The 15595-nt window shown below is 67.6% G+C and carries 12 protein-coding genes; 8 read left to right on the top strand and 4 right to left on the bottom strand.

The features are described from left to right. Positions 1-40 precede the first annotated feature (40 nt). Both BCL67_RS01080 and BCL67_RS01075 read right to left on the bottom strand, forming a co-directional pair. On the bottom strand, positions 41-826 hold the full coding sequence (locus BCL67_RS01080; protein ID WP_106121719.1) for a ParA family protein: 786 nt from the start codon (positions 824-826) through the stop codon (positions 41-43). A gap of 65 nt (positions 827-891) precedes the next feature. Continuing rightward, positions 892-1221 carry a putative quinol monooxygenase gene (locus tag BCL67_RS01075; RefSeq protein ID WP_106121621.1) on the bottom strand — a complete coding sequence of 110 codons (330 nt, stop codon included), beginning with the start codon at positions 1219-1221 and terminating at the stop codon, positions 892-894. 163 nt (positions 1222-1384) lie between these two features. Here BCL67_RS01075 and BCL67_RS01070 point away from each other — a divergent pair, with 163 nt between their 5' ends. Both BCL67_RS01070 and BCL67_RS01065 read left to right on the top strand, forming a co-directional pair. Beyond that, positions 1385-2833, top strand: coding sequence for a mycothione reductase (locus tag BCL67_RS01070; RefSeq protein ID WP_106121620.1), 1449 nt, complete (start codon positions 1385-1387; stop codon positions 2831-2833). A 147-nt stretch (positions 2834-2980) separates the two neighbouring features. Then, positions 2981-3583, top strand: coding sequence for a mycothiol-dependent nitroreductase Rv2466c family protein (locus BCL67_RS01065; RefSeq protein WP_106121619.1), 603 nt, complete (start codon positions 2981-2983; stop codon positions 3581-3583). A 100-nt stretch (positions 3584-3683) separates the two neighbouring features. Here BCL67_RS01065 and BCL67_RS01060 read toward each other — a convergent pair whose 3' ends face one another. Next, positions 3684-4448, bottom strand: coding sequence for an SDR family oxidoreductase (locus BCL67_RS01060; RefSeq protein WP_106121618.1), 765 nt, complete (start codon positions 4446-4448; stop codon positions 3684-3686). A gap of 81 nt (positions 4449-4529) precedes the next feature. On the opposite strand from BCL67_RS01060, the gene valS reads away from it, so the two are divergent. Together valS and BCL67_RS15325 are read left to right on the top strand one after the other, a co-directional pair. Then, on the top strand, positions 4530-7217 hold the full coding sequence (gene valS / locus BCL67_RS01055) for a valine--tRNA ligase (RefSeq protein WP_106121718.1): 2688 nt from the start codon (positions 4530-4532) through the stop codon (positions 7215-7217). Between the two features lie 263 nt (positions 7218-7480). After that, positions 7481-8566, top strand: a complete 1086-nt coding sequence (locus BCL67_RS15325) for a thermonuclease family protein (RefSeq protein ID WP_181255836.1) — start codon at positions 7481-7483, stop codon at positions 8564-8566. 147 nt (positions 8567-8713) lie between these two features. Here BCL67_RS15325 and BCL67_RS01045 read toward each other — a convergent pair whose 3' ends face one another. Then, positions 8714-9421, bottom strand: a complete 708-nt coding sequence (locus BCL67_RS01045; protein ID WP_258174657.1) for an MgtC/SapB family protein — start codon at positions 9419-9421, stop codon at positions 8714-8716. 409 nt (positions 9422-9830) lie between these two features. Here BCL67_RS01045 and ileS point away from each other — a divergent pair, with 409 nt between their 5' ends. From ileS to ndk, 4 genes are all read left to right on the top strand, one after another. Beyond that, positions 9831-13202, top strand: a complete 3372-nt coding sequence (gene ileS, locus BCL67_RS01040; RefSeq protein WP_106121616.1) for an isoleucine--tRNA ligase — start codon at positions 9831-9833, stop codon at positions 13200-13202. Next, the gene (locus BCL67_RS01035) at positions 13199-14575 is read left to right on the top strand and encodes a bifunctional folylpolyglutamate synthase/dihydrofolate synthase (RefSeq protein ID WP_106121615.1); all 1377 of its coding nucleotides are present in this window, start codon (positions 13199-13201) and stop codon (positions 14573-14575) included. The genes ileS and BCL67_RS01035 overlap by 4 nt, the downstream gene beginning before the upstream one ends. Positions 14576-14661: 86 nt before the next feature. Continuing rightward, on the top strand, positions 14662-15141 hold the full coding sequence (locus BCL67_RS01030) for a DUF4233 domain-containing protein (protein ID WP_106121614.1): 480 nt from the start codon (positions 14662-14664) through the stop codon (positions 15139-15141). After that, positions 15134-15547 carry a nucleoside-diphosphate kinase gene (ndk, locus tag BCL67_RS01025; RefSeq protein ID WP_106121613.1) on the top strand — a complete coding sequence of 138 codons (414 nt, stop codon included), beginning with the start codon at positions 15134-15136 and terminating at the stop codon, positions 15545-15547. Before BCL67_RS01030 ends, ndk begins: the two co-directional genes overlap by 8 nt. Positions 15548-15595: the final 48 nt, after the last annotated feature.

Here is a 15595-nt window from a genome sequence, read left to right as displayed (position 1 = left end):
TATGTGCTGCTGCCTTGCTCTGCGCCCAGAAGCTGCTTCCTCAGACGAGCTGCTTGAGCAGCTGGTCGAAGGACTTCGCCAGGTCCCTGACCTGATCGCCGGGCCATTGGTGCACCGGGTATGCCGCGCCCTGGATCTGCTGCCAGAAGGGGTTCTCCTCCAGCACCGGAAGCATCAGCTTGTCCTTGTAGAGCCGCTCCATCTCGAGCAGCCGGTATTCATGCTCGGTGGAGTCGGCGCGTGCCCGGTTGACCACGACCCCGGCCGACTTCAGCTGCGGGGCGTACTCATTGGAAAACATCCGGATGGCGCGCATCGTGCGCTCGGTTCCGGCCACGGAGAACAGGCTCGGCTCTGCCACCAGCAGCACCCCGGCGGAGGCCGCCCAACCGATGCGGGTCAGTCCGGCCAGTGACGGCGGGCAGTCGATGAGCACCAGGTCGTAGCCGGTGACCCGGTCCAGGAGCAGCTTCAGCCGGCGCATATCGCGGGGCCGGATGTCTGGACGATCAAACGCAGCGGAGAGCGCCGAGCCGACGACGACGTCGAGCTTCGCCTTGGCGCGCTGCTCCTTGGGGAGCAGGTCCACCCAGCCGGAGCGCACCAAATGGTCGTTGATGTCGGCGCGCTTGGCGTCGCGCAGCAGCTGCCCGGCCTCGGTGCCGGTGCCGCGGGTGACGGCGAGACCGGTGGTGGAGTCCGCATGGGGGTCGAGGTCGACGACGAGGGTCCGCACCCCCTGGTGGAGGGCGGCCGAGGCAAGGCCCATGGTGACCGAGGTCTTACCGACCCCGCCTTTCAAACTGGAAACGCTCAAGATCTGCACGCTACCCATCATAGGGATGATCTGGAGTGTTCCTTGCCCCGGCGCTCCGCGCAGTGAAAGTCGGCTCAGCCGATCTTCATCTCACCCATCTCTTCCCAGCCATCACCCTCGACCTGGCGAGAGATGATCTTCGGGGTCGAGACCAGCGCCTGCGCCATGGCCCCGTCCGAGCTGACCGCCTTCTGGAAGTGCGCCGACTCCACGTGCGGGCCTGCGGCGTCGTCGTCGAACGCCTCGATCAGCACGTACTCGTTGGGGTCCTCCACACTGCGCGACCAGTCGAACCACTTGTTGCCGGGCTCGGCGCGGGTGGCCTGCGTGAACTCAGCCGTGATGGCGGGCCACTGATCGGCGAGCTCCGGCTTGACCTGGAATTTCACGACGATGAGAATCATGGGCTGCTCCTTGAGGTGGGGTCGGTGATGTGAGTCTGACGAGCGGACCCGCGCAGACAGGTGATTCCTCCACGACAACCCAGACGAGCGTCCAGGGATTCCCGCAGAGACGTCGAGACGTCGCCGGGAAGAACGACCCGACGGGGGAGTCTAGGATTGCCGCATGGCCCACTACGACCTCTCCATCATCGGCTCCGGCTCCGGAAACTCCCTGATCACCCCCTTCTGGGACGACAAGCGCGTCGTCCTGGCGGACAAGGGCTCAGGCAGCACGGAAGCCTTCGGCGGCACCTGCCTCAACGTCGGATGCATCCCCACCAAGATGTTCGTCCGCCCGGCCGCCCTGGCCCGCGGGCCCGTGGAAGCGGCCCGGCTCAATGTCACCCAGGCGACCACCGACGTGGACTTCCCCGCCATGCGGGACCGGATCTTCTCGCGCATCGACGCCATCTCGGCCGGTGGTCGGCACTACCGCGCGGTGGAGCAGGAGTTCGTCGATCTCGTGTCCGAGAAGGTGACGCTGACCGGTGACTTCAGCCAGCCCCCCTTCGCCTTCGTCTCCGACTCCGGCGTCCACGCCGAGGCCGACCAGATGGTCATCGCCGCCGGATCCCGCCCCGCGCTGCCGCAGGTCCCCGGCATCCACCTGCCCGGCGTCCACACCTCGGACAGCATCATGCGCATCGAGGCGCGGCCGGAGAAGCTGCTGATCATCGGCGGCGGATACATCGCCTGTGAGTTCGCCGGGGTCTTCTCCGCCTTCGGCACCGAGGTCATCCAGGTCAACCGCAGCCGCGGACTGATGACCGCCATGGACGCCGACATCTCAGCCGCCTTCACCGCCGAGGCGCATAATAACTGGACGGTGCATCTGGAGCGCGCCGTGACCAACATCAGCGAGCAGGACGGCGGACTGCGGGTCGAGCTGGTCACCTCCGACGGCAGCGTGGAGCGCCACGACGTGGACACGGTCCTGGTGGCGATCGGCCGCACCCCGAACACCGACCTGATCGGCGCCCGCGAGGCCGGCCTGGACGTCCACCCCGACGGTCGCCTCGCGGTGGACGCCTGCCAGCGGGTGCTCATCCAGGGCGAACCGGTGGAGGGCCTCTACGCGCTCGGGGACATCAGCTCGCCGGCGATGCTCAAGCACGTGGCGAACCAGGAGGCCCGGGTGGTGGCGCACAACCTGGAACACCCCGACCGGATCCGCCCCTCCCGGCAGGAGGCCATCCCGGCGGCGATCTTCTCCTTCCCCGAGATGGCTCAGGTCGGACTCACCGAGACCCAGGCGGCGGAAGCCATCGGCGCCGAGCACCTCACCACCAAGATCCAGAACTACGGCGACACCGCCTACGGCTGGGCGATGGAGGACGGCGAGGGCATCTTCAAGGTGATCGCCGACCGTCGCAGCGGTCAGATCCTCGGCGCCCACGTCATGGGCTATCAGGCGTCGAACCTGATCCAGCCGATCATCCAGGCGATGAGCTTCGGCCAGGACGCCTATACGACGGCTCGCGGCCAGTACTGGATCCATCCGGCGCTGATGGAGGTCACCGAGAACGCGCTGCTGGGCCTGGAGGTCCCGATCCCGGAGGACGCCCCGCTCTGAGCAGGAATGGATCCCGCGCCGTCCCGGTTGGGACGAGAAGAAGCACCAGCTGCACCCGGGCGAAGCCCGATACGCGCTGGAGCTGAACCCAACGAACACTAAAACCGTGCGCGGCGGCTGATCGCCCCGCGCCGAGAGGAGCTCCTCATGGCTGAACGCGTCGATTTCTGGTTTGACCCGCTGTGCCCCTTCGCCTGGGTGACATCACGCTGGATCCTGGAGGCGGAGAAGGTCCGTGACATCGAGGTGCACTGGAACGTGATGAGCCTCGGCGTGCTCAACGAGGACAAGAACCCCTCACCCGCCGAGGACCCCGAGCAGCTCTCCCGCTGGATCCCCGCCCGCACCGCCACCGCCGTCGCGCTGAAGCACGGCGAGGCCAAGGTCGGCGAGTTCTACACCGCCGCCGGCACCGAGATCCACAACAACGGCAACAAGGACTTTGAGGCCGCCACGCTCAACGCGCTGCGCGCCGTGGGCCTGGAGGAGGACCTCCTCGCCGAGGCCAAGACCGATGAGAACGACGTCGAGATGCGCGCCTCCCACGACAAGGGCATCTCCCTGGTCGGCCAGGACGTCGGCACCCCGATCGTCGCCTTCCAGGGCACGGCGTTCTTCGGCCCGGTGCTGACCCGGATCCCGCGCGGCGAGGATGCCGGCAAGGTCTTCGACGGCGCTGTGGCCCTGGCCCAGTTCCCGTACTTCTTCGAGCTCAAGCGCTCCCGCACGGAGTCCCCAGCCTTCGACTGATCGGGACTCGCAAGACATAGCAGCACCACACGACGACGCCGGCGCGGGCTTGAGGGCCCGCGCCGGCGTCGTCGTCTGTTCGCTCAGGTCAGAGCCGGGATCACTCCTCGCGGATCACCTTGTGCTGCGCGGCCTGGGCCACCGGGCGGACCACGACCTGGTCGAGGTTCACATGGTGCGGCAGCTTCACCGCGGCGGCGATCACCTCGGCGATGTCTTCGGCCACCAGCGGACGCTTGACCCCGCGGTAGACGGCCTCGGCGGCGGCCACATCGCCGCGCAGCCGCTTGGCGGTGAACTCCTCGGTCGCCACCATCCCCGGCAGCACCTCGATCACGCGGATGTTGTGCTCGGCCTCCTCCAGACGCAGCGCCCCAGTGAGCGCGTGCTCGCCGAACTTCGCCGCGTTGTAGCCGGCCCCACCCTCGTAGGGGGCGAGCGCGGCGGTGGAGGTCACGGTGAGGATCGTGCCCTCGCCATGCTCACGCAGCATCGGGACGAAGGCCTTGATCATGTTCAAGGCGCCCAGCACGTTGACGTCGAACATCCAGCGCCAGTCCTCGGGTCGCCCCTCGGCCACCGAGTCCATGCCCAGCGCGCCGCCGGCGTTGTTGATCAGCGTGTCGATCCCGCCGGCCGCGGTGACCTCTTCCAACGCGGCGGCCACCTGCTCAGGGTCGGTGACGTCGCAGATGATCGGGATGATCCCTTCCTGCTCAGCCAGGCTTTCGAGCTTCTCGGCACGCCGGGCGACGGCGAAGACCCGCCAGCCCTCGGTGGTGAGTCGGTGCGCGGTGGCCGCGCCGATCCCGGAGGAGGCGCCGGTGACCAGGGCGCTGCGAGTGGAGACATCAGTCTGGATCATGGAGACAGCCTAGTGAGCAGGGTGCCTGCGGAGAACCGGGGGTTCAGTATGTGACACTCCCACCGTGAGAGAATGGCCAGCATGGCTGATCAGACTCCGGGCACAGACGCGCCCGCCACCGAGACCCTTTCCGCAGACTCCTCCCACGGCACCGCCGAGACCAGGACCCCCGTGGTCCCGGACCGCCCGGCGCTGGAGGGCCTCGAGGAGAAGCTCCACGCCGCCTGGCAGGCGGAGGAGATCTACCACTTCAACGAGGACACCGAGCGCGCCCAGGTGTACTCCATCGACACCCCGCCGCCGACGGCCTCCGGGTCCCTGCACGTGGGGCACATGTTCTCCTACACCCAGACCGACGTGATGGCACGCTTCATGCGGATGTCCGGCAAGAACGTGTTCTACCCGTTGGGCTGGGACGACAATGGGCTGCCCACCGAGCGTCGGGTGCAGAACTACTACGGGGTGCGCTGTGACCCGGCACAGCCCTACAACCCGGACTACACCCCGCCGGAGAAGCCCGCGAAGAACCAGCGCGACTGGGACGCGATCAGCCGGCAGAACTTCATCGAGCTCTGCGAGACCCTCACCGTGGAGGATGAGAAGATCTTCGAGGATCTCTTCTCCCGGCTGGGCCTCTCGGTGGACTGGCGCCAGACCTACCGCACCATCGACGACGACTCCCGCGCGGCCTCCCAGCGTGCCTTCCTGCGCGACGTCCACGCGGGCAACGCCTACACCGCGCAGGCGCCGACGCTGTGGGACATCACCTTCCGCACCGCGGTGGCCCAGGCCGAGCTCGAGGCCAAGGACCACCCCGGGGCGTACCACCGGTACCCCTTCACGGTGAAGGACACCGGGGAGCAGGTCTTCATCGAGACCACACGGCCTGAGCTGCTGCCCTCCTGCGTGGCCCTGGTCGCGCACCCCGACGACGAGCGCTACCAGCACCTCTTCGGCAAGACCGTGATCTCCCCGCTCTTCGACGTCGAGGTCGAGGTCAAGGCGCACGGTCTCGCGCAGCCGGACAAGGGCTCCGGCGCCGCGATGATCTGCACCTTCGGCGACATGACCGACGTGACCTGGTGGCGGGAGCTGCAGCTGCCCACCCGCGCACTGATCGGCCGCGACGGCCGGTTCTCCCGCGAGACCCCGGAGTGGATCAGCTCCGAGCAGGGACGGACCAACTACGACCAGCTCGCCGGCAAGACCGTGCACTCGGCCAAGGAGGCCGTGGTGGAGCTGCTCAAGGCCGCAGACCTGCTCGACGGCGAGCCCAAGAAGATCACCCACGCGGTGCACTTCTACGAGAAGGGCGACAAGCCGCTGGAGGTCGTGACCTCCCGGCAGTGGTACATCCGCAACGGCGGCCGCGACGCCGTCCGCCGGGACAAGATGGTCGCCCGCGGCAGGGAGATCTCCTGGCACCCCGCCTTCATGCGGTCCCGCTACGAGAACTGGGTGGAGGGACTCAACGGGGACTGGCTGGTCTCCCGGCAGCGCTTCTTCGGCGTGCCGATCCCGGTCTGGTACCCGCTCAACGCCGACGCCGAGCCCGACTACGACAACCCGCTGCTGCCCGACGAGGCGCTGCTGCCGGTGGATCCCGCCTCGCAGGTCCCCGCAGGGTACGAGGAGTCCCAGCGCGGCGCCGCCGGCGGCTTCGTCGGTGAGGCCGACGTCCTGGACACCTGGGCCACCTCGGCGATCACTCCGCACATCGCGGGCCGCTGGGAGAAGGACAACGACTTCTTCAACAAGGTCTTCCCGTTCGACCTGCGTCCGCAGGGCCACGACATCATCCGGACCTGGCTCTTCGCCTCCGCGGTCCGCGCGAACTCGCTCAACGACTCCGTGCCGTGGACCAACACCGCAATCTCCGGCTGGATCCTGGACCCGGACCGGAAGAAGATGTCCAAGTCCAAGGGCAACGTGGTCGTGCCCACCGAGCCGTTGGAGCAGTTCGGCTCCGACGCGGTGCGCTACTGGGCGGCCTCGGCCAAGCTCGGTGCGGACACCGCCTATGAGGTCGCGCAGATGAAGATCGGGCGCCGCCTGGCGATCAAGCTGCTCAACGCCTCGAAGTTCGCGCTGAACCTCGGGGTGACCGAGGGTCACATCATCACCGACGACGCCGGCGCCCAGGTCCTCACCGAGGCGCTGGACCGCGCCCTGATCGCCGAGCTGCGCACCGTGGTGGACCAGGCGACCAAGCACTTCGCCGACTATGACTACGCTCGGGCGCTGCAGCTGGTGGAGTCCTTCTTCTGGTCCTTCACCGACGACTACGTGGAGCTGGTCAAGGACCGGGCCTACGGCTCACGCGGCGAGCAGGCACAGAACTCGGTGCTCGCAGCCCTGGCCACCACGCTGGATTCGCTGCTGCGGCTCTTCGCCCCGGTGCTGCCCTTCGTCACCGACGAGGTCTGGCGCTGGTGGCGACAGGGGTCGGTCCACTCCACCCAGTGGCCCACCACCGCCGGGCTCGAGTCCGTGCAGGGCTCCGCCGGGATGCTGGACTCCGTGGCGCAGGTGCTCTCCGGGCTGCGCAAGGTCAAGTCCGAGGCCAAGGTGAAGCAGCGCACGGAAGTGGTCACCGCGACGGTCTCCGCGCCGGAGCGCACGCTGGCCCACATCGACGCCGCCATCGCGGACGTCCAGGCCGCCACCCGATCGCGTGCGCTGGAGCTGCGCCCGCAGACCGACGGCACCCAGGCCGTGGTGGTCACGCAGGTGGAGCTCGCCGAGGAAGAACAGCCCGCCCAGGTCTGACCTCCCCGACGCGTCAAAAAATCGTAGAGCTGCAGCCGATCGTAGGGCTGCAGCTCTACGATTTTTCCGCAGCTCTACGACAATTTTCGCTGTGTCCCCTGAAGCAGCACCTGTATTCTGTGTACAGGTATTGCCAAGACTTCATAGTGGGAGTAATCAGTTTGAAGCGACCCCTTCTCGTGCCAGCGGTTCTCATCGGGTTACTCGGTAGCGGGGGTTGCGCGCCCGCTTCCTCGCTTACGAGTGACAGTTCAGTTGATGCAGTGGTGGTCGATGTCATTGACGGCGACACCATCCGCGTCGAACATGCCGGTGATACTCACAGCGTTCGGCTTCTCAATATCGACACTCCAGAGACGAAGCATCCTGATCGAGGAGTGGAGTGCTTGGGGCCGGAGGCTTCACAGTTCCTAGAAGAGTTGCTCGCGCCCGGCGACGCCGTTCGCCTCGAGTTCGACGAGGAGCGCACCGATCAGTACGACCGACTGCTTGCCGGCGTGTTCAAAGATGACGATCTCATCAACGCTGCTGTCGCACGGGCCGGTTTTGGGATCGCTGTTTACTACGAACCGAATGAACGATTCCTACCGCCGGTCGAGGAAGCGCAGAAGGAAGCCGAGTCTGCCGGCCGGGGCCTATTCGACGACTCTCTGCCTTGCACGGTTCCGGGGCAGGTCCAGGACGCCCTCGACGCGGTGGACGACCTGCCCACGGACGGGCCTCAGGGGTACGAGGAGCTCGAGGAATCTGCCGCGGCCGCTGTTGCCGCCGTCGTGCTGGCGGATGAAGCCCGAGACCTCGTGCTCTCCCTGGACCCAGAGGAGTCAGGGGTGCATCACCGTGCCCACGGCTCTTACCTGAATGCCTACGAGCGAAGCCTCGATCAGGCGATCACGAAGGGCGAACGACGAGCCTCGGAAGACCAAGCCGAGATTGAGCGTGTCGACGCGGTGCGAGAGGCGCAGGAGGCGGCCGCAGATCAAGCCGAAGCGGATCGTGAGGCAGAGCAACGCCAGGCAGAGCTCGAGCGCGAAAGAGAGACGGCCGCACCTCAACCCGCCCCTGCTCCGCAGCCGGCACCTGCGCCAGCCCCGGCACCTGCGCCAGCCCCAGCCCCAGCACCTGCACCTGCCCCAGCTCCGGCGCCTGCGCCTGCGCCAGCCCCTGCACCCGCCCCTGCCCCAGCTCCGGCGCCTTCCCCCACCAACGGATCTTCCGGGGGAGGTGGTGGAACTCCGAACCTTGGACCGTCCGACCGACCCGCTGGCTATACCCACCGTGATGAACCGACAAGCTACACAGGACCGAGGTGCTTCCTGCCCGGTGGCAATTGGTGGAAGCCATGCTGAGTATGGGTATGGGACCTGAACGGACAGTTTCCTTCTCAGCCTGAACGAATCGTGGAGATGATCGTAGAGCTGCAGCCGATCGTAGGGCTGCAGCTCTACGATTTTTCCGCAGCTCTACGATTTTTTGACCCCGGGGAGGCGGCTGGCTCAGTCGTTCTCTTCGGTGACGGTGCGGATCTCCAGGACGCCGTCGAGCTCCTGGAGTGCTTCGAAGAGATGCTCGCGGCCCACACGCTGGGTGCGGGTGAAGGTCATCGTGGCGTCCACCGCGAATCCGTCGCCGACCTCGAGCCGGCGGGTGCGCACCAGACGAGTCTCGTACCCCCATTGCGAGGCGGCCCCGAGGATCTCGCGCAGGACCCCGTGCCCGTCCGCGTAGCGCACGATGTAGCGCTCGGACCGGTCATGTCGGGGGAGTCGGCGGACCAGGTTCGTCACTACGGTCACCGAGAGCAGATAGAAGACCACCGTGAGTCCGGCGATCACCGGCATCCCGGCGCCACAGGCCATGCCGACCGCGGCCGTCACCCAGATCGACGCGGCGGTGGTCAATCCGGAGACCGCGTTCTGCCGCACGAAGATCACCCCGGCGCCGATGAAGCCGATCCCGCTGACGATCTGCGCCGCGATCCGTGACGGGTCGAGGACCACGTCTCCACCGATCAGGTGGGAGAACCCGTAGGCGGAGACCAGGGTGAACAACGCCGAGCCCATGCCGACCAGGATGTGGGTGCGCGCCCCGGCGGACTTCTGCCGGAGGTCACGCTCGATCCCGATGGCCGCCGACATCAGGAACGCGAGGGTCAGAAGCAGAATCTGCGTCGGGGCCGTCTCCGGCCAGACATCGATGGTCACCACGGTCTCCTCTCGAGATCCCACATCACCCTATAGCGACCCCGCCGCGGGGGACAGCGCCGCAGCACCTCCGGACAGCGCCGCAGCACTCCCGGACATGCCCGCGGCACCGGCCCCGTATGGCTACCCGCCCGCGGACCCAGTAGACTTGGGCCCAGCAGCTTCGACCCGGCCATCACCGGTGAGCTTCCGGAAGAACCGGCTCCGCGGCATGACCGTCGCGGCGCCTCAGTAGAGCCGGACGGGTAAGCCCGTCACAGCAGTCATGGAGAGGCCCGACGGCGGCGTCCCCACCTCGTCCACGGGGCTGGGGCGGCAGACGGAGGGCAAGCAAGGTGGTACCGCGCCCGGCAGGCGTCCTTGTGAGTGCATCAGACCATCGCTCAGCACCACTGCAGGACGGACCTCCATGACCGAGAACAACTCTCCCGTGTATCCCCGCGCCTCCGCCGCCGACTCCGGTGCCCGCCGGATCCCCGCCTCCCCGCGCTTCCCGAAGATCGAAGAGCGCGTGCTCGCGGAGTGGGAGAAGGACGGCACCTTCCAGGCCTCCATCGACAACCGGCCCGCCGTGGATGCCTCCGGTCAGGGCAATGAGTTCGTCTTCTACGACGGCCCGCCCTTCGCCAACGGTCTGCCGCACTACGGGCACCTGCTCACCGGCTACGTGAAGGACCTCGTGGCCCGCTACCAGACCCAGCGCGGCTCCCGGGTGGAGCGCCGCTTCGGCTGGGACACCCACGGACTGCCCGCCGAGCTGACCGCGATGAAGGAACTCGGCATGACGGACAAGGCCGAGATCGAGGCCTTCGGCGTGGACAAGTTCAACGACGCCTGCCGCGCCTCGGTGCTGAAGTACACCGGCGAGTGGAAGTCCTACGTGCACCGCCAGGCGCGCTGGGTGGACTTCGAGAACGACTACAAGACGCTCAACGTGGACTACATGGAGTCCGTGATCTGGGCGTTCAAGCAGCTGCACGAGAAGGGCCTGACCTACCAGGGCTTCCGCGTGCTGCCGTACTGCTGGAAGGACGAGACCCCGCTGTCCAACCACGAGCTGCGCATGGACGACGACGTCTACAAGGACCGTCAGGACCCCTCGGTCACGGTGGCCTTCCCGATCACCGGAGGCGGCACGCACGGCGATGCCCTCGCCGGGGTCAACCTGCTCGCCTGGACCACCACCCCCTGGACGCTGCCCACCAACTTCTCCGTGGCCGTGGGACCCGAGGTGGAATACGTGGTCGTCGAGGCCCCGGCAGCCTCGGAGCTGCCCGGCCGCCACCTGATCGCCGCCGAGCTGCTCGGTGCCTACGCCAAGGACCTGGGCTTCACCGACGCTGAAACCACCGACGCTGAAACCCCCGACGCCGACGGCGAGGCGGCGCCGAGCACCGCCGCCGAGGCCGCGGCCGCCGCCGTCGTCGCCCGCTACCAGGGCGCCGAGCTGGCCGGCATCAAGTACGCGCCGCTCTGGGACTACTACACCGACACCGAGACCTGGGGCACCGAGCATGCCTTCCAGGTGCTGGTGGAGGACTACGTGACCACCACCGACGGCACGGGACTGGTCCACCAGGCCTCGGCCTATGGTGAAGAGGATCAGCGCTCCTCCGAGGAGGCCGGGATCCCGGTGATCCTCTCGGTGGACGAGGGCGCCCGCTTCCTGCCGATGTTCGCCCAGCCCACGCCCACGGGTGCGGCCCCGCTGGCCGCGATCGCCGGAGTTCAGGTCTTCGAGGCGAACCGCACCATCATCAACGAGCTCAAGGCCTCCGGCCGCCTGATCCGCGAGGCGTCGTATGTGCACTCCTATCCGCACTGCTGGCGCTGCCGCACGCCGCTGATCTACAAGGCGGTGACCTCCTGGTATGTCGCGGTCACCCAGGTCAAGGAGCGGATGCTCGAGCTCAACGAGCAGATCAACTGGATCCCTGGCAACGTCAAGCACGGCCAGTTCGGCAAATGGCTGGAGAACGCCCGCGACTGGTCGATCTCCCGCAACCGCTACTGGGGCAGCCCGCTGCCGGTCTGGGTCTCGGACGACCCGGAATACCCGCGCACCGAGGTCTACGGCTCGCTGGAGGAGCTCAAGGAGGCCTTCGGCGACTACCCGCGCAATGCCCAGGGTGAGCCTGACCTGCACCGGCCCTGGATCGACGAGCTGACCCGCCCGAACCCCGACGACCCCACGGGCGCCTCCACGATGCGCCGGGTCGAGGACGTCCTCGACGTCTGGTTCGACTCCGGGTCGATGCAGTTCGCCCAGGTCCACTACCCCTTCGAGAACGCACAGTGGTTCGCCGATCATCACCCGGCCGACTTCATCGTGGAGTACATCGGGCAGACCCGCGGCTGGTTCTACACCATGCACGTGCTGGCCACCGCGCTCTTCGACCGCCCGGCCTTCACCAACGTGATCAGCCACGGGATCGTGCTGGGCTCCGACGGGCAGAAGATGTCCAAGTCGCTGCAGAACTACCCGGATGTCTCCGAGGTCCTGGACCGTGACGGCTCCGACGCGATGCGCTGGTTCCTGATGTCCTCGCCGATCCTGCGCGGCGGCAACCTCGTGGTCACCGAGGAGGGCATCCGCGAGAGCGTGCGCCAGGTGCTGCTGCCGATGTGGAACGCCTGGCACTTCTTCGGCCTCTACGCCAACACCGCCAACCAGGGCGCCGGCTATCAGGCGAAGTCCGTGGGCGCCGACGACGTCGCCAGCCCGCTCGACCGCTACATCCTCGCCGCCACCGGTGATCTGGTCCGCGAGGTCACCTCCGCGCTGGACGCCTACGACGTCTCCGCCGCCTGTGAGTCGCTGCGCCGGTTCTCCGACACGCTGACGAACTGGTACATCCGACGCTCCCGCGCGCGGTTCTACGCCGAGGACTTCGCCGCCTACGATGTGCTCTACACGGTGCTGGAGACCTTCGCCCGGGTCTCTGCCCCGCTGCTGCCGCTGATCAGCGAGGAGATCTGGCGCGGCCTGACCGGCGGCCGCTCGGTGCACCTGGCCGACTGGCCCGACCCCGAGGACTACCTGAGCGATGAGCGCGCCGTGGAGCTGATGGAGCTCACCCGAATGGTCAGCTCTGCCGGTTCCTCGCTGCGCAAGCAGGCGAACCTCCGGGTGCGTCAGCCTCTGGCCAAGCTCAGCGTGGTCGTGCCGCAGGCTCTGGCGCTGGAGGGGACCTATCAGCAGATCATCGCCGATGAGCTGAACCTCAAGGAGGTCCAGCTGCTCGACGCCGCGGTGACCGACGCCGCGGACTGGGGGATCGGGCAGCAGCTGGTGGTCAACGCCCGCGCCGTCGGCCCCCGGCTGGGCAAGCAGGTCCAGCAGGCGATCAAGGGCGCGAAGTCCGGTGACTGGTCGGTCGCAGACGGCGTGGTCACCGCCGGAGGCCTCGAGCTCTTCGAGGGCGAGTACACGCTGAGCACCACGGTCTCGGAACAGCTCGGCGAGAAGGCCGTCACGGTCCTGGACTCTACGGGAGGATTCCTGGTGCTCGACACCGAGCTCAGCGATGAGCTGGTCATGGAGGGCACCGCCCGGGACCTGATCCGCAGCATCCAGCAGGCCCGCAAGGACGCCGACCTCCGGGTCTCGGACCGGATCGAGACCACGGTCACCGCGTCCCCGAGCGTCGTCGCGGCGCTTCAGGCCCACCGGCAGCTCGTCTGCGAGGAGACACTCACGGTGGATCTGCACCCGGTTCCCTGCGAGACTGCCACCGAACCGAGCATCCATGTGTCCGTCGTCGAAGGAGCTCGAGCATGAATCAGGAACTGGACCAGTTCTCCGTGGCCAGCGTCTACGCAGAGCTGCTCTCCCGCGCGCCGGAGAACAAGATGGAACCGCGGATGCAGCCCATGGTCGAGGTCATGGACCTGCTGGGGGAGCCGAACCGGACCGCGCCGGTCATCCACATCACCGGCACCAACGGCAAGACCTCCACGGCACGGATGATCGAGGCCGGACTGCTGGCCCACGACCTCCGCGTCGGCCGCTACACGTCCCCGCATCTCTCCTCGGTGACCGAACGCATCTGCCTCGACGGGCAGCCGGTGGACGATGGCACCTTCGTGCGGATCTGGGACGAGGTGCGCCCCTTCATCAGCCTGGTCGACGACAAGCTCGCCGAGCGCGGGGAGGTGCCGCTGACCTACTTCGAGTGCGTCACGATCCTGGCCTTCGCGGTCTTCGCCGACGCCCCGGTGGATGTGATGGTGCTCGAGGTCGGGCTCGGCGGCATCACCGACGCCACCAACGTGGCCGATGGTTCGGTCAGCGTGATCACCCCGATCAGCCTGGACCACACCGATCTGCTCGGCGACGACGAACGCGACATCGCCCTGGAGAAGGCCGGCATCATCAAGACCGACGGGTTCCTGATCTCCGCGGCGCAGGTCCCGGCGGCGGCCGACGTGCTGCTCGCCGAGGCGCGGGCCAAGAACGTGCCCTACCGCTTCGAAGGCGTGGAGTTCGGCGTCGAGTCCCGGGTCCCCGGGGTGGGCGGCCAGCAGCTGACCGTCTCCGGACTGGCCGGGCGCTACCCGGACATCCTGCTTCCCCTGCACGGAGCCCATCAGGCGCAGAACTTCGCGGTGGCGGTGGCCGCCCTGGAGGCATTCATCGGTGGAGGAGAGCAGGAGCTCAACATCGACAATCTGCGCCTGGCCGCGGAGAACATCAGCGCCCCGGGTCGTCTGGAGACGCTGCGCACCGGGCCGAGCATCGTCGTGGACGCCGCGCACAACCCCGCCGGGATCACCGCCAGCGCCCAGGCGCTCAAGGAGAGCTTCGGGCTCTCTCGACTGGTGCTTGTCGTGGGGATCCTGCAGGACAAGGACGCCCGCGAGATGCTCACCGCACTGTTCAAGGAGTACGAGGGGCTGGTCGATGACATCTGCTTCACCCAGTCCACCTCGCCGCGCGCCATCCCGGCCGGTGTGCTGGGAAGTCTCGCCCTCGACGTCGGCTACGCGGAGCAGGACATCTACGTCACCGAACGCCTGGACGACGCCATCGACTGGGCGGTCGGACGTGCCGACGAGGCCGACCCCGGCCTGATCGGCGGCGTGCTGATCACCGGATCGATCACCCTGGTGGGGGAGGCCCGGACGCTGCTGGGCGCCCCTGAGGGGTCATGAGCCCGACCGGCGAGCCGAACCGCGAACCACAACCACCTCAGGAATCAGAGCCGCAGCCAGCACGCGGCACGAGGCAGGAGCAGAGGATGCCCAGACAGACCCGCGCACAGCGCGAATGGCGCCCCGGACAGGTCAAGCCGCCACGGTCGGTGAAGACGCTGTTCGCCTCCACCGTGCTGTGCCTGGAGGGCGTGCTGATGTTCTTCTTCAGCCTGATGGCCTGGGGGCTGAACCAGAACGAGTCCTACGCCTGGTGGCTGTTCGGCGGCTCGATCGCCCTGGCCGTCATCCTGGTGCTCACCTGTGCGATCCTGCAGCGCCCCGGAGGCTACATCGTCGGCTGGGTGCTGCAGTTCGTGATGCTCTTCGGCTTCATCGGGGTGGCCCTGGTGACCAGCGAAGGCTTGATCGTGCCGCTGGCGGCGATCCCCGGTGTGGCCTTCATGGCCTGCTGGTGGTACGCGCTGAACAAGGGCGACCAGCTCGACGACGAGAAGCTCGACAGATTCCGGGCCGAAGAGGCCCTGGCAGAGAACCCGACAAGTGAGGAGAACACGAATGACTGAACGTACCCTGATCCTGGTCAAGCCCGACGGTGTTGAACGAGGGCTGACCGGTGAGATCCTGCGCCGCGTGGAGGCCAAGGGCTATCGCATCGCCGCGCTGCAGCAGTTCAGCGCGACCACCGAGCAGCTGGCCCAGCACTACGCCGAGCACGAGGGCAAGCCGTTCTACCAGCCGCTGGTGGACTTCATGCTCTCCGGCCCGGTCGTGGCCGCGGTGCTGGAGGGTGAGCGAGTCATCGAAGGCTTCCGTTCCCTGGCCGGCACCACCGAGCCGACGACGGCGGCGCCGGGCACCATCCGCGGAGACCTCGGCCGGGACTGGGGCGAGAAGGTGCAGAAGAACCTGGTCCACGGCTCCGACTCGGTGGAGTCCGCCGAGCGTGAGATCGGCATCTGGTTCGGCTGAACCGGGTCAGACGCACGCTCGGACTGATCCGCTGAGCGTGTGAGCAGA

This window comes from Nesterenkonia sandarakina, from assembly GCF_003003175.1.
In the GTDB taxonomy this organism is placed as follows: Bacteria; Actinomycetota; Actinomycetes; order Actinomycetales; family Micrococcaceae; genus Nesterenkonia; species Nesterenkonia sandarakina_A.
Note: the sequence above shows the minus strand (reverse complement) of the source record. Positions and strands in the feature narration are given on the sequence as shown.